Origin of the sequence: Haloferax sulfurifontis ATCC BAA-897, from assembly GCF_000337835.1 — an archaeon.
Taxonomy (GTDB): domain Archaea; phylum Halobacteriota; class Halobacteria; order Halobacteriales; family Haloferacaceae; genus Haloferax; species Haloferax denitrificans.
In genome coordinates this window covers 251,185-269,762 of record NZ_AOLM01000004.1, presented here as the reverse complement: position 1 = coordinate 269,762, position 18,578 = coordinate 251,185, and the positions used below count along the sequence as shown (strand labels likewise).

Genomic DNA, 18,578 nt, shown 5'->3' with positions numbered 1-18,578 from the left:
TCGATGCGAGTGCGGTTCGCGTGTGAGTCGTCGCCCTCAGTCGGCGGTCGAACTCCCGGTGGCCGAGGGCGCGCGCATGGACTTGACGGCGCTGTAGAGCACCGCGCCGGAGACCATGAGCGCCGAGCCGAGGATGAGCGCGAGGCTGACGTAGTCGAGGACGCCCATGCCGAGGTAGTTCCCGGCCTGCCGCACGGCGACCGCGAGCGCGCCGAGGAGCAACATCAGGCCGAAGTAGACCTTGATTTCGTCCTCGTCGACGATGGAGGTCGCGGCGGAGCCGACGCGCGCGCCGAGCGCCGAACCGGCGAGGAGCGGCGCGACGATAGAGAGGTCGACGCCGCCGGACTGCGCGTAGAGGAACGAGCCGATACCGCCCGAGAACATGATTTCGAACAGGTCGGTCCCGACCGCGATGGGCACCGGGACGCCGATGAGGTAGAACAGCGCGGGCATGCGGATGAAGCCGCCGCCGACGCCGAGGAACCCCGAGAGGAGCCCCGTGGCGAACGCGACGAGGAGGATCATCCACAGCGAGACCTTGACGCCGCCGCGAAGCGTTATCATCGGCGGGAGCGAGTAGCTCTGAATCTTCTTCGCCAGCTCGGGGATGTCGTCGGCGTCGATGTCGGCGTCGCCGTCCACGTCGTGGCTGACGCCGCCGCCGTTGCCGCCCTTCAGCGCCTCGTAGGTGACGAACAGCCCGATACCGCCGAGCAAGAGCACGTACGTGACGCTGATGATGTTACCGGCGAGTCCGAGCTCTTCGAGGTAGAGGACGATTTCCTTCCCGACTTCGAGGCCGACCGTGGTCCCGATAATCATCGAGACGCCGAGTTTGTAGTCGACCTGTCCGAGGTCGCGGTGTTTCAGCGTCGCGATAACCGAGGTCCCGAAGACGAACGCGAGGCCGGAGCCGACGGCCACGCGCGAGGGGTAGCCCATGACGAGGAGCGCGGGCGTCACGAGGAACGACCCGCCCATGCCGAAGAAGCCGAACAGGATGCCGATGAGGACGCCGAACGCGACGAAAAGCGCCAGCATCCCGGCCGACATGCCCAGTAGCTCGAACACGCTCACTCACCACCGATGGCCTTCCGCACGGACGGCCCGACCGCGGCGGTCAGCGCGCCGTAGCCGACGTACAGGACCATCGCCTCGACGAGGACGATGCCGACGAGCGCGGCGGCCTGAACGTTGCCGCCCAACGTCTCGATTCCGAACATCTTACCAGCACCCCTCGGGGTGCCCGGTGTGTCTTGTGCGAATCATACTTTCTTGTACATGGCTGGCTAACCGGAGTGAGGATATAACGCTTTTGGGAATACTATACAATACCATATCCTCGTTGCATACACATAAGTTATAGAAACAGCATAGAAATACCACTAAATCGGGGCACATTTTGTATCACGCGGCCTTACAAACATATTTGGCCGCTACCTATGACAGAATAGTATTTTGTCTATTGTACAATTCTATTCCCACATGGAGTCGGAGACGAGAGAACGGCGTCGAAAGGCGCTCACGGCGGCACATACGAGCGTCTGGGCGAGCTTCGAACGCCACGCTGGGAGGGAACACGAGTCTCCGCACTCGACGGCGCGCGCGACTCGTTGCCTCGCGTCCGCGTTCAACGGAGCGGGCGTCGAGGGCGTCGCCGCCGCTTACGGTCGAGGTCGAGGTACGAAAAGAACGAAATCGAAACCGGGTTCGTCGCGAGACGGCTCAGTCGGCGGAGGTGCCGGTCGCGGCGCTCTCGGCGCGGCGGGCGCGCCAGAGCCCCTGTAGGTACGCGCCGACGAACATCCCGCCGATGGCGATGAGGATGGGGTAGTTGCCGATGCCGACGCTGGCGTAGGCCGCGCCGGGGCAGATACCCGAGATGCCCCAGCCGGCTCCGAAGATGACCCCGCCGACGACGACGTTCTTGTCGAACGACTTCAGGCGGCGGCCGTAGTCGCGCCCGGTGAGGGGCGCGCGGTCGCCGAACGCCTCGGCGAGCGCGAAGACGGTGCCGGTGACGACGGCGGCGCCGCCCATCACGAAGAGGAGGCCGAAGTCGTCGAACTGGAGGAAGTCGAGGACGACCTCCGGGCGGGCCATGTTGCTGACGGCGAGGCCGAACCCGAATATCAGGCCGCCCGCGATGACGACCAGCATGAACCCGAGTCCGCGCTCGTCGTCGCTCACGGCGACACCCCCAGCGCGCTCAGGAGCTGTGCGATCCCGATGGCGACGAGCATGAAGGTGGCGACGTTGACGAGCGAGGTCCGCGAGCGCGAGCCGACGCCGCAGACCCCGTGGCCGGACGTACAGCCCTTCCCGATGCGGGTGCCGACGCCGACGAGCACGCCGCCGACGGCGAAGCGCCACGGTTGCACGTCAGAGACCCACCAGCCGTCGCCGAACAGGACGGTGTACAGCGCGGCCCCGGCGACGATGCTCAGCGTGAACACGACCCGCCAGTCCCGCGAGGCGACGTACTTCGCCTTGTTGAACCGCGGGAGGTCGGAGACGTACGACAGCGTCGATTCGAGGAAGGTGCTCGCGCCGGCGATGACGCCCGTCCCGAGGTAGATGACGGCGGTCCCGAGGCCGATGAGGAGGCCGCCGAGCGCGTAGTGCGCGATGCCGTTCGGGAAGAGCCCGTCGACGAGGAGCGGCGTCAGACCCGACATTTAGTTCGTCAGGGCTTCGTTGCTGGCCGCGCAGTTGTTCGGCCCGAGTTCGAGCTCGAAGGCGCGGTCGTCGTCGGACTCCTGCACACCGAGGTTCGTTTCGATGATGTCGACGTAGTTGGCCGGCCGCGGCGGCATATCGGAGAGGATGAACTCCACGAACTCCTCTTTGGGCATCGAAAGTGCGTCCATCGTGTCCTTCAGTTCCCCGAGCGTGGCGGTGTAACTGCCGTCGTCGGCGGGGATTGCCGCGTCGCTGAAGTGCGCGGAGGCCACGATGGCGTCGTCGTCGTGCGAGAGGACGCGCTCCTGCAGGGAGTCGTAGAGCATCCCGGCCGCGTCGGGCGCGCCCTCGTCCCCGTCTTCGAGGTCGGGGCGGGCGACCGACTCGATGAACAGGCCGTCGCCCGTAAAGAGCACGTTGTCGACCTTGTAGGTCGTCATGCCGGTCGTGTGGCCGGGCGTGTGGATGGCCTCGATGTCGGTGTCGCCGACGGTGAGGGTCTCGCCGTCCGCGATGGTCTCGTAGGGGGTGTCGTAGTCGACGCCGCGGCCTTCGGCGGCCTCGGGGATGACGCCCGTGACGCCGTAGTCTTCGACCAGCGTGCGGACCCCGCTGATGTGGTCGGCGTGGATGTGCGTGTCGATGGCGTACTTCAGCTCCGCGCCGAGCGCCTTCGCGTCGGCGACGTACTCGTCGGCGAAGTAGCGAAGCGGGTCGACGACGGCGGCCTCGTCGCCGTCGACGACGAGGTACGCCAGACAGCCGCTGGAGGGGCGCTGGTACTGCGCGACGAGCGCGTCGCCGTCGGTCTCCAGTTCGGTGTACTCGTAGATTCTCGCCCAGCCGTTCATGCCGCGTTCGAGCGCCACGGCGTCGTAGCCCTCCTGGATGAGCAACCCGGCGACGTACTCCGAGGAGTGGCCCTTCGCACAGAGGACGACGAACTCCTCGTCCTCGGGCAGGTCCTCGAACAGCGACTCGTCGAGCTCCTCGTCGAGGAACTCGAAATAGGGGATGTTGACGTGCGAGACGTTCTCGCCGTCGATGCGCCAGTCCTCGTGTTCCGACGGCACGCGGTTGTCGAGGATGGTCAGCGCCTCGCCCTCGTCGATGCGGGCTTTCAGCGCCTCGGGTTCGATGACTGGCACGTCGACTTCGAGTTCCGGCAGGTCTGGAACGGTCATGTATGCATCACCCACTATCGGGTGGTTCGACTTAAGCTTTCGGATGGTAGTTTGGATTTTATGCAATATTCTCTCCGTAGACATCGACCGAAACTAGTGCGATTTCGCACCTACGCGAGCACACAATGGCTCTCTAACCCGTTAAGTGCCGATTTGACGCCCTTCAGCCCGTTCGATAAGGTATTGTGGTGTCTCCCCAAGAACCGACACACTTTTACGAAGCACCCTTATATTGTGGAATACACCCAACACAGGTGACTTCGAAAATGAGTACATACGAACCCACCGAGACCCTCGACGTGAAAGGACTGTCCTGCCCGATGCCCGTCGTCAAGACCCGCGGCGCGGTCGACGAGCTCGAATCCGGCGAGATTCTGCAGGTCGTCGCGACCGACTCCGGCAGTATGAGCGACCTGAAGGGCTGGGCCGACGCCACCGACGGCGTCGCCATGCTCGAACAGGAAGAGGCCGAGGAAGACGGCGACGCGGTCTTCCGCCACTTCATCCAGAAGGAATGAGCTCGGACGCCGACGCGCCCGTCGACGCGGGAGCCGACTCCGTCGAAGACCTCCGTGCGCAGGTCCAAGCCCTGCAGGAGGAGGTCTCCGACCTCCGGGAGGCGACCGACGACGACGGACAGAAGTCGATGACCATCATCGCGACCAAAGGCACCCTCGACATGGCGTACCCGCCGCTCATCCTCGCCAGCACGGCGGCCGCCTTCGGCTGGGACGTCGTGGTCTTCCACACGTTCTGGGGACTCGACATCCTCCACGAGGAGAAGTCGAAGAACCTGAAGCTCAGCGCGGTCGGCAACCCGAGCATGCCGATGCCGAACGCCGTCGCCGCACTGCCCTTCATGGACAACGTCGCCACGAGCATGATGGAAAAGAAGATCAAGGAAAACGGGACGGCGACCATCGAGGAACTCATCGAGACCTCCCTCGACATGGGCGTCGACCTCCAGGCCTGCCAGATGACCATCGAACTGATGGGCTACGACGAAGCCGAGTTCTACGACGGCGTCACCACCGGCGTCGGCGCGGCGACGGCCCTCCAGCACATGGCCGACGCCGACGTGCAACTCATGATTTAGGCCGGGTCGTCGTCTCCACCAGTAATCCAATCCCCCTACTTCCCCACCCCAACACCAGCCACACCACTCCACCCAACCCCACCTCACCCGCCACCACCCCTGCGGTTCCCCTTTTCACTTTCTTCGGACGCGACGAGTGCGGTCGCTGTCGCCCGCTCGGCGCGTGAGTCCAGAAAATCCGAGGCCGACGAGCGCGCCGTCGTTCGATTCAGACGTTCCAGCCGTCGCCGAACGACGAAAAGCGGTCGAGGTCGTGGCCGAACAGCACGTCGCCGCCGGTCCGGCGTTCGAGCTCCTTCACCGTCTGGAGGCTCTCGAACCAGTCGCGCTCGCTCCAGAGCAGGCCGGGGCCGAGCGGCACCTCGTCGGCGTAGTTGCCTTCGACGTAGCACTCGTCGCCCGCGACGAGCACGTCGCCGTCGGGCGTCTCGATGTGCGCGCCCAGCACGCCGGGCGTGTGACCCGGCAGGTGAATGAGCCGGAAGCCGTCGAACAGCGTGTGTTCGTCGCCGTGGACGACGTGCCAGTTCAGGTCGCGGTCGAAGTCCGACGCGAGGTACGCGATGGAGCCCTCGGTCGTCTTCGCCGAGTAGTACGCGAACTTCAGTTCCTCCTCGTGGACGTATATCGGGACGTCCGTTCCCGCGAACTCGGCGAGGCCGCCGGCGTGGTCGAGGTGCAGGTGGCTCATCACCACCGCGTCGATGTCGTCGAGGTCGTAGCCGACCGCGTCGAGGTCGTCTTCGAGCGTGTGTTCCGCGGCGTCGACGTGCGAAAACGCCTCGTACAGCGGTTCGGGCCAGTAGCCGTCGCCGGCCGCCGGGTTCGAGCCGGTGTCCCACAGCACCGTTCGGTCGGGGCCGTCGACGACGGCGTTCCAGACGACGAACTCGGTCATCTCGTGGTCGGGGTTCGGGTTCGACGCGCTCCCCATGGAGTAGCCGTCGAGGACGTAGCCGGTGTCCGCGTGGACGCGGCCGCGGTCGACCAGGTGGACGCTGATGTCACCCATACACCCGGATTAGGACGGAGCGGGCATAACCGTTCAGGCAGACAATATATCTCCGTCGAGCACTAGAGATTCGCGTCGTTTCGGCCCGCTTTGTGTCGGGTTGCGGGACGAACGGTCGGAAAGTGAAAGCGAGACGAGGGCGGTTCCGGGCCGGTCGACTACTCGCCGGGGCCGACTTCCTCGAACGGCTGGACGATGACGAAGCCGTCGTCGCCGGCGAATTCGAGCTGGTAGGACTCGCCCGACGAGCGGCCGAGCAGGCCCTTGATGTTGATGTCGCGGTTCGACGACGGCGAGACGTTGCCGCTCCAGGCGACGGTCGCGTTGGGGTCGGTCTTCGCCGGCGTCTGGAGGACGATAGGCTCGCCGTGGGTCGTGATGGCGACGTGGCCGGGGCCTTCGAGGAAGACGTTGAACAGGCCGCCCGAGGAGGTGCCGGCGATGCTCGTCAGCATCTTGATGTCCCAGTTCACGCTCGATTCGAACGCGAGCACGTCGTTGCCGTTGACGCTCAGTTCCTCGCCCGCGTCGAGTTCGAGAATCTGGACTTCCTTGCCCTGGTCCGCGAGGTAGAGGTGGCCGGTGCCGGTCGCCTGCATCATGACGTCGCCCTCGCCCGTGGCTTTCTTCTTGAGCATCCCCGTCAGCCCGCCGGCGGACTTGCGCTCGAAGGAGATGTCGCCGGTGTAGCCGACCATCGACCCGGCTTTCGCCATGACCTCCCCGTCGAGGGCCACGTCGAGGAGTTTCGAGTTTTCGAGTTCGAAGGAGTCGCCGCCTTCGGACGGTGCGTGCGCGCTGACGAATTCGTCGATATCCATTGGAGTCACCGAGTCGTAGCGGAGACGACTCTACCGGAGAGGCGACTGTCAGGGATATAGTTCTGTTTGCCGCGAAAAGCCGGACCCGAACCGCCGGGGTCGCTCAGCTCAGCCCTGTCGGCTTCGATGCCCGGGGCTCCACTCGGCGTCGAGCGCCTCGTGGGTGAAGGGGACGGCGTCCTCGCCGGCGTAGGTGGCGACCAACTGGCCGTCGCCTTCGAGGTAGTACTTGTAGGTCGTCAGCCCTTCGAGACCGACCGGGCCGCGGGCGTGAATCTTGCCGGTCGAGATGCCCACCTCGGCGCCGAGGCCGTAGCGGTAGCCGTCGGCGAATCGGGTCGAGGCGTTGTGGAAGACGCTGGCGGCGTCGACGCCGGTCATGAACGTCTCCGCGCGCTCGGCGTCGTCGGTGACGATGGACTCGGTGTGTTTCGAGCCGTGGGCGTTGATGTGGTCGACCGCGTCGTACAGGTCCGAGACGACCTTGACGGAGAGTTCGAGGTCGCCGTACTCGGTGTCCCAGTCGTCGTCGGTCGCGGGGTCGACATCGACGTGCTCGCGGGTCGCCTCGTCGCCGCGGAGGACGACGCCCTCGTCGCGGTAGCGTGCGACGACCGCGGGCAGGAAGTCGGCGGCGACCGCCTCGTCGACCAAGAGCGTCTCGACGGCGTTACAGACCGCGGGGTACTGCACCTTCGCGTCGAGGGCGATGTCTTCGGCCATGTCGAGGTCGGCCGCCTCGTCGACGTAGACGTGACAGATGCCCTCGGTGTGGCCGAGCACGGGAATCTGGGTGTTGTCCTGGATGTAGCTGACGAACTCCGAGGAGCCGCGGGGCATCACGAGGTCGACCATGTCGTCGAGTTCGAGCAGGCGGTCGACCTCCTCGTGGGCCTCGATGAGCGTCGCCCAGCCGTCGGGGAGCTCTTCGGTGGCGGACAGAATCGTCTCGTACAGCACGCGGTTCGACTCGCTCGCCTCGCTCCCGCCCTTGAGGATGACGGCGTTGCCGGACTTCAGCGCCAGCGCGGCGATTTGGACGAGCGCGTCGGGCCGCGACTCGAAGATGGTCGCGACGACGCCGATGGGGACAGACAGCTTGTACAGTTCGAGGTCTGCGTCCAGCTCTCTCGCTTCCAGCGTCTCGCCGAGCGGGTCGTCCTGTTCGGCGACGGACTCGACCATCCCGGCGATGTCGTCGAGCTTCGCCTCGTCGAGTTTGAGGCGGTCGACGAGCGCCTGCGTGTACTCGCCCTCCGCGAGCATCGCCTCGGCCTCCCCGACGTCCTCGCGGTTGGCCGCGAGAATCGCCTCGCTGTTGTCGCGGATGGCGTCCGCGATGGCTCCGAGCGCGGCGTCGCGGTCGGCCGCGTCGACGTTGGCGAGGCGGAGCGCCGCCGACTGTGCCCGTTCGACCTGCGCGGTCGTGTCTCGCTCAGTCATCGAGTTCACCATCGAGCGGGAGGAACATTGTTCCCACCGATTCGCGCTCGGCTATCTTCGCCAACACGTCGGGTTCGGTCGACTGCGCGATGACGGCGGGGATGCCGTACTCGGCGGCGTCGCGCGCGCCGCGGACCTTCGTCTGGATGCCGCCGAAGCCGCCGGTCGAACTCGCGGTGACGACGTCCTCGACGTCGCTGTAGTTGTCGCCGACGACCTCGATGGGCTCGGCGTCGGGGTCCTCCTTCGGGTTTCCGGTGTAGACGCCGCCCACGTCGGTGAGCGTCACGAGCAGGTCGACGCCGATGCCGACCGCGATGTTCGACGAGATCATGTCGTTGTCGCCGATTTGGAGCTCCTCGGTGGCGACCGCGTCGTTCTCGTTGATGATGGGCACGACGCCCCACTCCAGAAGCGTCTCGACCGTGTTCCGGAAGTTGGTGAAGCGCTCGGGGTTCTCCAGGTCGTGCTGGGTGATGAGTATCTGGGCGACCTTCCGGTCGTAGCGCTCGAAGCTCTCCGTGTAGCGGTGCATGAGCAGGCTCTGGCCGACCGTCGACAGCGCCTGCGACGCTTCGAGGGTGTCGCGGTCCGCCGTGGGGTGGTCGAGTCGGCCGATGCCGGCTCCGACCGCGCCCGAGGAGACGAGAAGCACCTCCTTGCCGCGCGAGAGGAGCGACTCGATGTCGTCGACCAGTTTGTCGAGCTTGTCGTCGTCGAGGTTGGAGTCGTCGTCGGTCAGCGAGTTGGTGCCGGCCTTGACGATGACGCGGTCCGCCTCGGCGGCGGTCTCGCGGGCGGCGGCGACCGCGTCGGGGTCGGGCTCGGCGACCTCGGAGGTCTCCGTCGTCTCGCTCACCTCACTCATCGGCGAAGTCCTCCGCGAGCTCCTTCGACCGGCGCTCGGCGGCGACGACCGCCTCGGTGACGGCCTCGTCGGCGGCGCTGTCCCAGAGGACCTCCATCCCCTCGATGGTCGTCCCGTTCGGCGAGCAGACCGCGTCGATGAGTTCGTCGGCGGTGCGGTCGTCCTGGACGACGGTCTCGGCCGCGCCCTTGAACGTCTGGGCGGCGAGAGTCTCGGCGTCTTCCTCGGAGAGTCCGCCCGCGATGCCGGCCTGCGTGACGGCCTCGATGAGATAGAAGACGAAGGCCGGCCCACTGCCGTTGACCGCGGTCGCGATGTCCATCTGCGATTCTTCGACCTCGACGAACTCGCCCACGTCCGAGAGGAGTTCGCGGACCTCGTCGGTCAGGTCGCCGGTCGCCGCCGCGGCCATGTCGCGGGTCTCGGCGGCGAGGTTCGGCATGATGCGAACGACGCGGGCGTCGGTGTGCGCCTCGACGAACGCGGTCGGGACGCCCGCGGCTATCGTGACGAGAGTCTGGTCGGGAGACAGGTCGAGTTCCGAGAGGACGGCCCCGACGATGTCGGGCTTGACCGCGACGAACACCACGTCGGCCTCGGCGGCGCGCGACACGTCGTCCGTCGTCTCTTCGCAGTAGTCGGCGACCGCGGCGAGGGCGTCGGGGTCGAGGTCGCAGGCGATGACCGAGTGGCCACCCGCCTTCCAAAGCCCGGTGAGGAGGGCGCTCCCCATGTTTCCACAGCCGATAACGCTCGTTCGTACCATTGGTGCTGACTCAAGGTACGACGCTCAGATAGTAACTGCGTTCCGGTCAAGCCATGCCAAACCTAAAAACGAGTTGTCAGTTCCGGGGGCCGTGGCGGGACCGCCTTACAGCGCGCCCTGCCGGTAGATGAGGTTGCGCTGAATCTCGTTTGCGCCCTCGTAGATGACCGGGATGCGCACGTCGCGGTAGACCCGGGAAATCTTGTACTCGTTGAGGACCGACCGGCCGCCGTGGAGTTGCATGCCGCGTTCGGCCACGTCGACCGCCGTCTCGGTCGATTTCGTCTTGGCCGCGGCCGCCCAGAAGCCGGCGTCCTCGCCGTTTGCGACCTTCTCGGCGGCGCGCCAGTTGAGCGCGCGCGCCGCCTCGAACTCCATTCGCATGTCGGCGAGGATGTGCTGGACCGCCTGGAACTCCGAGACGGTGCGCCCGAACGCCCGCCGGTCGTGAACGAACTCCCACGCCTCCTCGATGGCGGCGGCCGCGAGACCGAGGCTGTGGCCGCCGACGACGACCCGGCCGTGGTTGAAGAAGTCCGCGAGCATGTAGAAGCCGCCGCCCTCGGTGCCGATGAGGTTCTCCTCGGGCACCTCGCAGTCGTCGAAGACGATGTGTCCCTGCTTCGACGCGCGCATGCCCATCTTCTCGGGGATGTGCTCGGCCTCGTAGCCGGGCGTGTCCGTCGGCACGACGAACATCGAGTAGTTCGAGTAGCGGTCGTCGGTGTCGGCGGTCTTGGCGTACACCGTCAGCCAGTCGGCCTCGACGGCGTTGCCGACCCAGTACTTCTCGCCGTTGAGGACGTAGCCGTTTTCGGTCTTCTCGGCGGTCGTCTCCATGCCGGCCATGTCGGAGCCGGTCTGCGGCTCGGAGACCGCGAGCCCCGAAATCTGCTCGTTTTCGGCGACCGGGCGGAGCCACCGCTCCTTCTGTGCCTCGCTCCCGTAGTCCTCCATAATCTCACAGCCGAACGAGGCGAGCTGGAGCGTCAGCGCGATGCCGGCGTCGGCGCGGTAGAACTCCTCGGAGATGGCGAGCATCTGCTGGAGGTCGAAGCCCTTCCCGCCGTACTCCTCGGAGATGTCCTGTGCGACGAGCCCCGCGTCCATCCCCGCTTGGAGCACCTCGTGGGGGTACTCGCCGGACTCGTAGTAGTCCGCCGCGACCGGGTCGATGTGCGCCTCGGCGAACTCCCGCGCCTCCTGTTTGAGGTCACGGGCGTGTTCGGGCACGATGGTGTCGTCGAGAAGTTCCATACCACGCCATAGAATTGTACAGTAAAAATAGTGTATGGAACCAGTCTAAACTTCAAACTCGTTTTTCGTTAAAACATCCGTCCGCCCCGCCGCTCACTCGTCCGACGGTGCCTCCGCGTCGGGCGTCTTCCCCTCGATGAGCGACGAGTCGTCGTACTGGTCGCGGAGCACCTTCTTGTCGAACTTGCCGGTCGCGGTCTTCGGCACCTCGTCGATGAACACGACTTCGTCGGGGGCCCACCACTTCGGGAACTCGTCTTCGACGAGCGCGACGAGTTCGGCCTTCAGCGCGTCCTGGTCGGCGCCGCTCTTCGGGACGATAAACGCCACGGGGCGCTCCTGCCAGCGCTCGTGGGGGACGCCGATGACGGTCGCCTCGGCCACGTCGTCGTGGGCCATGATGCTGTTTTCGAGTTCGAGCGACGAAATCCACTCCCCGCCGGACTTGATGACGTCTTTCGCCCGGTCGACGATTTGGACGTAGCCGTCTTCGTCCACCGTGACCACGTCGCCGGTCTTCAGCCAGTTGCCCTCGTAGTCCTCCTCGTTCGCGTCGGGGCGCTCGAAGTACTCGGTCGTCACCCACGGGCCGCGGACCCACAACTCACCGAACTCCTCGCCGTTCCACGGGACCTCGTTCCCGTCGTCGTCGACGACGCGCATCTCGAGCCCCGGCGCGAGCAGGCCCTGCTTGGCGCGCTTTTCGTACTGCTCTTCGGCGGAGAGGTCCTCCATCCCCGGCTTGAGGTGGGCGACGGTGCCGACCGGCGACATCTCCGTCATCCCCCACGCGTGGAGCACGTCCACGTCGTACTCCTCGTCGAACCGGCGGATGACCGACTTGGGCGCGGCCGACCCGCCGATGATGATGCGTTCGAGCGACGAGACGTCCGCGTCGTGCTCGTCGAGGTAGTCGAGCAGGCCGAGCCACACCGTCGGCACGCCCGCGGTCATCGTCACGCCCTCCTCTTCGATGAGTTTCGCGAGGTCCTCGGGCGTCGGCGACGGGCCGGGGTAGACGTGTTTCGCGCCCGCCGCGGTCGTCGAAAACGGCAGACCCCACGCGTTGACGTGGAACATCGGCACCACCGGCATGATGACGTCCTTCGCGCCGATGTCGAGGCCGGACTCGGGGAGCGTCGCCATCGTGTGCGCCCACAGCATCTGCTGGGAGTACTCGACGCCCTTCGGCTCGCCGGTCGTCCCCGAGGTGTAGCACATCCCCGCCGGCTGGTCCTCCGGGAGGTCCGGCCAGTCGTAGTCGTCGGGGAAGTCGGCGACGAACGACTCGTAGTCCGTCACCGGAGAAAGCCCCACGTCGTCCGGTACTTCGGAAGCCATCACGACGAACTGCTCGACCGAGGCGAAGGCCTCCTCGTCGACCGCGCCGGCGAGTTTCGGCGCGAGCGACGGGTCCACGAAGATGATGCGGTCTTCCGCGTTCTCGACGATGTACTGGATGTGGTGGTCGGGCAGAAGCGGGTTGATGGTGTGCAACTGCGCGCCCATCGAGGGCACGCCGAAGTACGTCTCGAAGTGTCGGTTGTGGTTCCAGCAGAACGTCGCCACCCGGTCGCCGTCCCCGATGCCGGCGTCCGAAAGCGCCCCCGCGAGCCGTGCCACGCGTCCCTCGTACTCCGCGTACGTGTAACGTTCCAGCCCTTCGGCGGTCCGAGAGACGATTTCGCGGTCCGGATAGAGCTTGCCCGCGCGCCACAGGAACGGCCGAAGCGTCTGGTTAGTAGCACCTACCATACTATCCTCTTGTGGTAAAACATAATGATTGTTTGGAAGCGACTCGGCGGGGCGCGGGCTGTGGATTCCGCGTCACCCGCGGGCGCGTTCACTCCTCGTCGCGGTCGAGAGCGAGTTCGCCGGTGCCGTCGGTGTCGTTGGTGCCGTCGCCGTCGTCGGTGTCACTCTCTGCGCTCCCGGCGTCGCCCTCCGCCCGCTCGGCGTCGCTGTGTTCGTCTCCGTCGGCGCTCGCCTCACCGTCGCCGGCTTCGTCCTCATCGGCTTCGTCGCGGTCGGCGTCTGCGACGACCGCGTCGTCCTCGGCGTCGTCGATGGCGTCCCCGTCGATGTCGGTGGCGGACGTCGCCTCGTCGGGTTCGGTCTCGACTTCGCCGGCGTCGTCGTAATCGGCCGCGCGCGCCGGTTCGGCCTCCGCGACGGGCTTGGCCGCGACCAGTCGCTCGCGGACCGCCTCGCGGTCGACGGTCCCCGAGACGGTCCGCGGGAGTTCGTCCGCGGTCGCGACCTGTCGCGGGCATTTGAACCCGGCGAGTCGCTCGCGGCAGAAGTCGTCGAGGTCCTCGTCGTCCGGCGGGTTCTCCGGGTCCGCGGGAACGACGAGGGCGGCGACGCGCTCGCCCCACTCGGCGTCGGGGACGCCGAGCACGGCGGCGTCGTCAACGTCGGGGTGGTCTCGCAGGACCGCCGCGACCTCGCCGGGGTCGACGTTCTCGCCGCCGGTGATGATGCGGTCGTCCTTCCGGTTCAGGACGTACAGGAGGCCGTCGTCGTCGCGGTAGCCGATGTCGCCGGTCCGGAGGCCGGCGTCGGCGAAGGCGTCGGCGGTGGCCTCGGGGTTCCGGTAGTAGCCGGGCGAGACGGTCGGTCCCGAGACGACGAGTTCGCCCGGCGTGCCGGGTTCGACGGGGGTGCCGTCCTCGTCGACGACCCGGAGGTCGGTGAAGTAGAGCGGCCGCCCGACGGTCCCCACGTCGGCGAACGCCTCCCGCGGGGTCGCGGTGGCGACCTGCGACGCCGTCTCGGTCATGCCGTAGGTCGGGTGGACCGGCACCGAGTAGTTCCGACAGCGCTCGACGAGCTCGTCGGGGGCGGGCGCGCCGCCGAGGAGCACCACGCGGAGCGAGTCCGAGAGCGTCCCCCGGCTGTCGAGCATCCGCTTGAGCATCGTCGGCACGAGCGAGACGCCCGTCACGTCGTACTTGCCGATGTCGTCGGCCGCGCCGCCGGCGTCGAACCCCTCGCGGAGGACGACCGTCGTCCCGTACAGCGGCCCGCGGAGAATCGGGCCGATGCCGCCCATGTGGTGCAACGAGAGCGTGACGAGCCACCGGTCGTCGGGAGAGACGCCGAGTCGGAACGCCCCGGCGACGGCGTTCGCGAGCAGGTTGCCCATGGTGAGTTTCACCGCCTTCGGCGTCCCGGTCGTCCCCGAGGTGAAAAGCAGGAGCATCGTCTCCGAGAGGGACCAGCCCGCCGGTTCGACCCGCTTCGGCGCGATAGACGAGAGGTTGATGACGCCCTCCCACCGCGGGTCGTCCACGGAGACGACGGGCACGTCGGCCGTGGCCTCGACCGCCGTCGACTCGGTGGACTCGCCGCAGACGAGCGTGGTCACGTCCGCGAGTTCGAGGTTCCGAGCGATTTCGTCGGCGGTGAGTCGGTCGCCGAGGGGGACGAGCACGGCCCCGAGGCGCGTCGCGGCGTGGATGAGTCGGACGTAGTCGACGCCGGGGTCGAGAACGACGCCGAGGTGGTCGCCGGACTCGACGCCGAGGGCGGCGAGCTGGCCGGCGGTTTCGTCGACGAGCGCGTCGAGTTCGCGGAAGGTCCACGAGTCGCCGGTCGCGGCGTGGATGAGCGCCCGGCGGTCGGGCGTCGCGGCGACTCGGTGGGAGAGCCAGTCGCGCATCGGCCCGGCGAACCCGCGGGACCCGGCGTCGGCGTCGGAGTCGGAACCGCTCGCGGCGGGGGCGTCGCCGCGTTCGGCCGAGCCGTCGGTGGCGGTCGTGTCGTCGGCCGCGCCGTCAGGAGAGCCCGTCATCGCTCAGTGCGAGACGAACTCGACGAGGACGCCGCCCGTGGATTTCGGATGTAAGAAGGCGACCTCGTGGCCCCACGCGCCGGGGCGCGGTTCCTCGTCGATGCGGTCGACACCGGCGGCCTCGGCGGTCCGAAGCGCGCCCTCGATGTCGTCGGTCTCGACGGCGACGTGGTGGATGCCGCCGCCGCGCTTGTCGAGGAACTTCGAGATGGCACCCTCCTCGTGGGGTTCGAGCAGTTCGAAGTAGCCGTTTTCGAGTTCGAGGAAGACGACCGACATGCCGTCGAACGTCTCCTCGTGGGCCACGGGCGCGTCGAACAGCTCCGCGAACAGCGCGGCCAGTCCGGCGGCGTCGGGCGTGGCGATTCCGACGTGGTCGAAGTGCATGCCTCCAGTTCGTCGGGCGCAACGGATAAACCCAGACGGTTCGATACTCCTGTCATGATAGTAACGACAACGGAGACGGTCGTCGGCCGCGACATAGAGGAGACGCTGGGCGCCGTCCGCGGGAACACGATTCGCGCCCGAAACGTCGGCCGCGACATCACGCAGGGCCTCCGAAACATCGTCGGCGGCGAGCTCAAGTCCTACACCGGGCTGATGGCCGAGGCGCGCGACGAGGCGACGGAACGGATGATAGCCGAGGCGGAGGCGATGGGTGCCGACGCCGTCGTCGGCGTCCGGTACGTGACCGCCGAGGTGGCGCAGGGCGCGGCCGAGATTCTGGCCTACGGGACCGCCGTCACGCTCGTCGGCGGCTCCGACGCCGACGCCGAACCCGCGTCCGAGTCGAACGCCGACGTGGCGTGAGCCGACGATGACGACGCCGACCCGGCGGCGCGCCGCCCGCGACCCGCGGCGGTTCGCACGCGAATTCGCTCGACTCGCCAGTGACTGGACCACGCTCGCCGTCTTCGCCGTCCTCGCGGCCGTGTGGGCGGTCGGCTTCTTCGACGTGTTGCCGAAGGAGATTTGGGTCGTCGACTACCCCGCGCTCGTGGCCGCCTTCTTCTTCGACACGCTCGCGGCCAACGAGTTCGGCGCCCGCGAGACATCGGTGTTCTACTCGGCGCTCGCCGTCTTCGGCTACCTCCAAGCGATGCTCGTCGTGGCGGTCGCTCGGTGGCTTCGGGGTCGGTTCGTCGAATCCGGGGAGTGACGGGACGGAGCGAAGCGAGTCGGGAGGGAGCGCAACGGAGCGCGGAAGGGCGCGTCAAGAGCGGGACGCGAGGGGCGAGTGGTCGCGGGGTGTGAGTGTCGGAGGTGCGCGAGCGGGGTCGGCGTGGATTCGCGGCGTCGGGTCGGGCCTCAGTCGCGGGCGGTCCGGGCGACCGTGACCTCGACGGGGACGCCGGGCACGTCGACCGTCAGCATCGAGCGGTCGGCCCGGGTGACGATGACGCGGGCGACGGCGACGACGGCGGCGACGGTGACGGCGACCGCGAGCGACGCCACGGGGTAGGTGACGACCGCGACCACCGCGGCCATCGAGGCGAGCAGGACGGCCTGCGTCGCCAGCGAGGGCGCGGGACGGTGATGGGAGGGGTGGTAATCGGAGACGGTACGACTGTCTCGGGAGCGTCTTCGTGACATTCGTCTGGTGAGGTGGACAATCGGATGCGATACCGGGGGCTCTCCGGTCGAAGAGCCCCGCAACGCGACGGCCGCCGCTCGAAACGTCGAGCGACTGGTGGCGCGAACCTCGCGCCGACAGACGGCGGCCGGGCGTGTGACGGGTTTAGAACGCGATAAACGGCATCATAAGCCTCGATTAGCCCCAATCGGGGGATGATAATAAAACTGGTTAGCCGGGTGAAAGTATAGACCTAGTGACTCGTTGGCACGGGGCGGAGAGGCCGCCGGCGCTGGTCGTTCGGGAGTGACGGGGGCGGCTCAGGCCATGCCGGGTTCGTACTCGCCGAACTCCTCGCGGAGGACGCCGCATATCTCGCCGACCGTCGCGTAGGCCTTGACCGCCGTGACGATGAGCGGGAGGAGGTTCTCGTCGCCGTTCGCGGCGGCGCGGATGTCCTCCAGCGCGGCCTCGACGGCCTCGTCGTCGCGGTCGTCCTTCCGCGCGTCGAGCGAGTCGACCTGCTTGCGCTCGTCTTCCTCGGAGACCTCTTGGACCTCGACGGTCGGCTCCTCGTCCACCTGGTACTCGTTGACGCCGACGATGACGCGCTCGCCCTCCTCAATCTCGCGTTGGCGCTCGTAGGCCACGTCCTGAATCTCCCGCTGGACCCACTGGTTTTTCACGGCGTCGAGCATCCCGCCGCGGTCGTCGACCTCGTCGAGCAGGTCGAACGCCTCGTCTTCGATGTCGTCGGTCAGCGCCTCGACGTAGTAACTGCCCGCCAGCGGGTCGATGGTGTCGGCCGCGCCCGACTCGTGGGCGAGAATCTGCTGGGTGCGGAGCGCCGTCCGCACCGACTTCTCGGTCGGGAGCGACAGCGCCTCGTCCTTCCCGTTGGTGTGGAGCGACTGCGTGCCGCCGAGGACGGCCGCCAGCGCCTGATAGGCGACGCGGACGACGTTGTTCTCGACCTGCTGGGCGGTGAGCGTCGACCCGCCGGTCTGGGTGTGGAACTTCAACTGCATCGACTTCGGGTTCTCCGCGCCGAAGCGCTCTTCCATGATTTTCGCCCACATCCGCCGGGCGGCGCGGAACTTCGCCACCTCTTCGAGGATGTTGTTGTGGGCGTTGAAGAAGAAGGACAGTTGCGGGGCGAACTCGTCCACGTCGAGACCCGCCTCGACCGCGGCCTCGACGTACTGGATGCCGTTGCCGAGGGTGAACGCGACCTCTTGGGCGGCGGTCGAGCCGGCCTCGCGGATGTGGTAGCCGGAGATGGAGATGGTGTTGAACTTCGGCGTCTCCGCCGCGCAGAACGCGAAGATGTCCGTGATGAGTCGCATCGACGGCTCCGGCGGGAAGATGTAGAGGTTCCGCGCGATGTACTCCTTCATGATGTCGTTCTGGATGGTGCCGCGGAGCTCCTCGCGGGGGACGCCCTGCTTGTCGCCGAGGGCGACGTACATCGCCAGCAACACGGCCGCCGGGGCGTTGATGGTCATCGACGTGGAGACCTCGCCGAGGTCGATGCCGTCGAACACCGTCTCCATGTCGTGGAGGCTGTCGATGGCGACGCCCGACTTCCCGACCTCGCCGGCGGCCATCATCGCGTCGGAGTCGTAGCCCATCTGCGTCGGCAGGTCGAACGCGAGCGACAGCCCCGACGAGCCGTTGTCGATGAGGTAGCGGAACCGCTCGTTGGTCTCGGCGGCCGTCCCGAAGCCCGCGTACTGCCGCATCGTCCAGAGCCGCCCGCGGTGCATCGTCGGATAGACCCCGCGCGTGTACGGTTTCTCGCCCGGGAAGCCAACGTCCTCGTCGTAGTCCACGTCGGCGTCGTCCGGGGTGTAGAGCCGCTCGACGACGTTGCCGCCCGTGTCGGTCGTGAACTCCGCTTTCCGCTCCCCGAAGCGGTCGAGCGTCGGCCCCAGCGTCTCGTCTTCCCACTCGGCTTTCGCCTCCCGAATCTCTTCGAGCTCGTCGGGATCAAACATGGTCGAAGATGTGGTTCGTCTCTACTTAAGCGTACGCGGGTCGGCGAACGGCGGTCGGCGTCGCCGGCCGGTGCGCGACG

The 18,578-nt window shown here is 67.2% G+C and carries 20 protein-coding genes; 4 read left to right on the top strand and 16 right to left on the bottom strand.

Features of this window, described 5'->3' with window-relative positions:
* Window positions 1–36: 36 nt before the first annotated feature.
* The 5 genes from C441_RS03595 to C441_RS03580 all read right to left on the bottom strand — a co-directional run bounded on the left by C441_RS03595 (window position 37) and on the right by C441_RS03580 (window position 3,869).
* Entirely contained in the window at window positions 37–1,080 is a 1,044-nt protein-coding gene (locus C441_RS03595; RefSeq protein WP_007273833.1) for a sulfite exporter TauE/SafE family protein, read from the bottom strand.
* Window positions 1,077–1,226 carry a DUF7512 family protein gene (locus tag C441_RS19805; protein ID WP_004968137.1) on the bottom strand — a complete coding sequence of 50 codons (150 nt, stop codon included), beginning with the start codon at window positions 1,224–1,226 and terminating at the stop codon, window positions 1,077–1,079. Before C441_RS19805 ends, C441_RS03595 begins: the two co-directional genes overlap by 4 nt.
* A 502-nt stretch (window positions 1,227–1,728) precedes the next feature.
* Window positions 1,729–2,193 (bottom strand): DUF6691 family protein, encoded by a 465-nt coding sequence (locus C441_RS03590; protein WP_004968138.1) that lies wholly within the window; start codon window positions 2,191–2,193, stop codon window positions 1,729–1,731.
* Window positions 2,190–2,681, bottom strand: coding sequence for a YeeE/YedE family protein (locus tag C441_RS03585; protein WP_007273832.1), 492 nt, complete (start codon window positions 2,679–2,681; stop codon window positions 2,190–2,192). The genes C441_RS03590 and C441_RS03585 overlap by 4 nt, the downstream gene beginning before the upstream one ends.
* Window positions 2,682–3,869 (bottom strand): MBL fold metallo-hydrolase, encoded by a 1,188-nt coding sequence (locus tag C441_RS03580; protein WP_007273831.1) that lies wholly within the window; start codon window positions 3,867–3,869, stop codon window positions 2,682–2,684.
* Between the two features lie 266 nt (window positions 3,870–4,135).
* Between C441_RS03580 and C441_RS03575 the strand changes: the two genes are divergently transcribed.
* Window positions 4,136–4,387: a sulfurtransferase TusA family protein gene (locus C441_RS03575; protein WP_049920402.1), complete on the top strand. Its 252-nt coding sequence runs from the start codon at window positions 4,136–4,138 to the stop codon at window positions 4,385–4,387.
* Entirely contained in the window at window positions 4,384–4,965 is a 582-nt protein-coding gene (locus C441_RS03570; protein ID WP_004968143.1) for a DsrE/DsrF/DrsH-like family protein, read from the top strand. Before C441_RS03575 ends, C441_RS03570 begins: the two co-directional genes overlap by 4 nt.
* 208 nt (window positions 4,966–5,173) lie before the next feature.
* Here C441_RS03570 and C441_RS03565 read toward each other — a convergent pair whose 3' ends face one another.
* The 9 genes from C441_RS03565 to mce form a co-directional block, all read right to left on the bottom strand.
* On the bottom strand, window positions 5,174–5,977 hold the full coding sequence (locus C441_RS03565; RefSeq protein WP_007273829.1) for an N-acyl homoserine lactonase family protein: 804 nt from the start codon (window positions 5,975–5,977) through the stop codon (window positions 5,174–5,176).
* Window positions 5,978–6,135: 158 nt separating this feature from the next.
* Window positions 6,136–6,798 (bottom strand): AIM24 family protein, encoded by a 663-nt coding sequence (locus tag C441_RS03560; RefSeq protein WP_007273828.1) that lies wholly within the window; start codon window positions 6,796–6,798, stop codon window positions 6,136–6,138.
* A gap of 108 nt (window positions 6,799–6,906) precedes the next feature.
* Complete coding sequence (locus tag C441_RS03555; RefSeq protein WP_007273827.1) at window positions 6,907–8,241, bottom strand: glutamate-5-semialdehyde dehydrogenase; 1,335 nt, start codon at window positions 8,239–8,241, stop codon at window positions 6,907–6,909.
* Complete coding sequence (gene proB / locus C441_RS03550; RefSeq protein ID WP_007273826.1) at window positions 8,234–9,109, bottom strand: glutamate 5-kinase; 876 nt, start codon at window positions 9,107–9,109, stop codon at window positions 8,234–8,236. Before proB ends, C441_RS03555 begins: the two co-directional genes overlap by 8 nt.
* The gene (gene proC, locus C441_RS03545) at window positions 9,102–9,875 is read right to left on the bottom strand and encodes a pyrroline-5-carboxylate reductase (RefSeq protein WP_083874867.1); all 774 of its coding nucleotides are present in this window, start codon (window positions 9,873–9,875) and stop codon (window positions 9,102–9,104) included. The genes proB and proC overlap by 8 nt, the downstream gene beginning before the upstream one ends.
* 105 nt (window positions 9,876–9,980) lie before the next feature.
* Window positions 9,981–11,132: an acyl-CoA dehydrogenase family protein gene (locus C441_RS03540; RefSeq protein ID WP_007273824.1), complete on the bottom strand. Its 1,152-nt coding sequence runs from the start codon at window positions 11,130–11,132 to the stop codon at window positions 9,981–9,983.
* Between the two features lie 93 nt (window positions 11,133–11,225).
* Window positions 11,226–12,887 carry a long-chain fatty acid--CoA ligase gene (locus C441_RS03535; RefSeq protein ID WP_007273823.1) on the bottom strand — a complete coding sequence of 554 codons (1,662 nt, stop codon included), beginning with the start codon at window positions 12,885–12,887 and terminating at the stop codon, window positions 11,226–11,228.
* Window positions 12,888–12,975: 88 nt separating this feature from the next.
* On the bottom strand, window positions 12,976–14,928 hold the full coding sequence (gene menE, locus C441_RS03530) for an o-succinylbenzoate--CoA ligase (protein WP_007273822.1): 1,953 nt from the start codon (window positions 14,926–14,928) through the stop codon (window positions 12,976–12,978).
* 3 nt (window positions 14,929–14,931) lie between these two features.
* Window positions 14,932–15,315, bottom strand: coding sequence for a methylmalonyl-CoA epimerase (mce, locus tag C441_RS03525; RefSeq protein ID WP_007273821.1), 384 nt, complete (start codon window positions 15,313–15,315; stop codon window positions 14,932–14,934).
* A gap of 54 nt (window positions 15,316–15,369) precedes the next feature.
* Here mce and C441_RS03520 point away from each other — a divergent pair, with 54 nt between their 5' ends.
* Together C441_RS03520 and C441_RS03515 are read left to right on the top strand one after the other, a co-directional pair.
* Window positions 15,370–15,738, top strand: coding sequence for a YbjQ family protein (locus C441_RS03520; RefSeq protein WP_007273820.1), 369 nt, complete (start codon window positions 15,370–15,372; stop codon window positions 15,736–15,738).
* Window positions 15,739–15,745: 7 nt separating this feature from the next.
* Window positions 15,746–16,087, top strand: a complete 342-nt coding sequence (locus C441_RS03515) for a hypothetical protein (RefSeq protein WP_007273819.1) — start codon at window positions 15,746–15,748, stop codon at window positions 16,085–16,087.
* A gap of 149 nt (window positions 16,088–16,236) precedes the next feature.
* Here C441_RS03515 and C441_RS20220 read toward each other — a convergent pair whose 3' ends face one another.
* Window positions 16,237–16,521 (bottom strand): hypothetical protein, encoded by a 285-nt coding sequence (locus tag C441_RS20220; protein ID WP_229722581.1) that lies wholly within the window; start codon window positions 16,519–16,521, stop codon window positions 16,237–16,239.
* A 300-nt stretch (window positions 16,522–16,821) separates the two neighbouring features.
* Window positions 16,822–18,498: an acyl-CoA mutase large subunit family protein gene (locus tag C441_RS03505; RefSeq protein ID WP_007273817.1), complete on the bottom strand. Its 1,677-nt coding sequence runs from the start codon at window positions 18,496–18,498 to the stop codon at window positions 16,822–16,824.
* Window positions 18,499–18,578: the final 80 nt, after the last annotated feature.

Excerpts from the sequence above, each read along its gene's own strand:
- C441_RS03570 (WP_004968143.1), top strand. The coding sequence starts at position 4,384 with ATGAGCTCGGACGCCGACGCGCCCGTCGACGCGGGAGCCGACTCCGTC.
- C441_RS03515 (WP_007273819.1), top strand. The coding sequence starts at position 15,746 with ATGACGACGCCGACCCGGCGGCGCGCCGCCCGCGACCCGCGGCGGTTC.
- C441_RS03565 (WP_007273829.1), bottom strand. The coding sequence starts at position 5,977 with ATGGGTGACATCAGCGTCCACCTGGTCGACCGCGGCCGCGTCCACGCG.
- C441_RS20220 (WP_229722581.1), bottom strand. The coding sequence starts at position 16,521 with ATGTCACGAAGACGCTCCCGAGACAGTCGTACCGTCTCCGATTACCAC.
- C441_RS03540 (WP_007273824.1), bottom strand. The coding sequence starts at position 11,132 with ATGGAACTTCTCGACGACACCATCGTGCCCGAACACGCCCGTGACCTC.
- C441_RS19805 (WP_004968137.1), bottom strand. The coding sequence starts at position 1,226 with ATGTTCGGAATCGAGACGTTGGGCGGCAACGTTCAGGCCGCCGCGCTC.
- C441_RS03555 (WP_007273827.1), bottom strand. The coding sequence starts at position 8,241 with ATGACTGAGCGAGACACGACCGCGCAGGTCGAACGGGCACAGTCGGCG.
- C441_RS03585 (WP_007273832.1), bottom strand. The coding sequence starts at position 2,681 with ATGTCGGGTCTGACGCCGCTCCTCGTCGACGGGCTCTTCCCGAACGGC.
- proB (WP_007273826.1), bottom strand. The coding sequence starts at position 9,109 with ATGAGTGAGGTGAGCGAGACGACGGAGACCTCCGAGGTCGCCGAGCCC.
- C441_RS03505 (WP_007273817.1), bottom strand. The coding sequence starts at position 18,498 with ATGTTTGATCCCGACGAGCTCGAAGAGATTCGGGAGGCGAAAGCCGAG.
- mce (WP_007273821.1), bottom strand. The coding sequence starts at position 15,315 with ATGCACTTCGACCACGTCGGAATCGCCACGCCCGACGCCGCCGGACTG.
- C441_RS03520 (WP_007273820.1), top strand. The coding sequence starts at position 15,370 with ATGATAGTAACGACAACGGAGACGGTCGTCGGCCGCGACATAGAGGAG.
- C441_RS03575 (WP_049920402.1), top strand. The coding sequence starts at position 4,136 with ATGAGTACATACGAACCCACCGAGACCCTCGACGTGAAAGGACTGTCC.
- proC (WP_083874867.1), bottom strand. The coding sequence starts at position 9,875 with ATGGTACGAACGAGCGTTATCGGCTGTGGAAACATGGGGAGCGCCCTC.
- C441_RS03535 (WP_007273823.1), bottom strand. The coding sequence starts at position 12,887 with ATGGTAGGTGCTACTAACCAGACGCTTCGGCCGTTCCTGTGGCGCGCG.
- C441_RS03560 (WP_007273828.1), bottom strand. The coding sequence starts at position 6,798 with ATGGATATCGACGAATTCGTCAGCGCGCACGCACCGTCCGAAGGCGGC.
- C441_RS03580 (WP_007273831.1), bottom strand. The coding sequence starts at position 3,869 with ATGACCGTTCCAGACCTGCCGGAACTCGAAGTCGACGTGCCAGTCATC.
- menE (WP_007273822.1), bottom strand. The coding sequence starts at position 14,928 with ATGACGGGCTCTCCTGACGGCGCGGCCGACGACACGACCGCCACCGAC.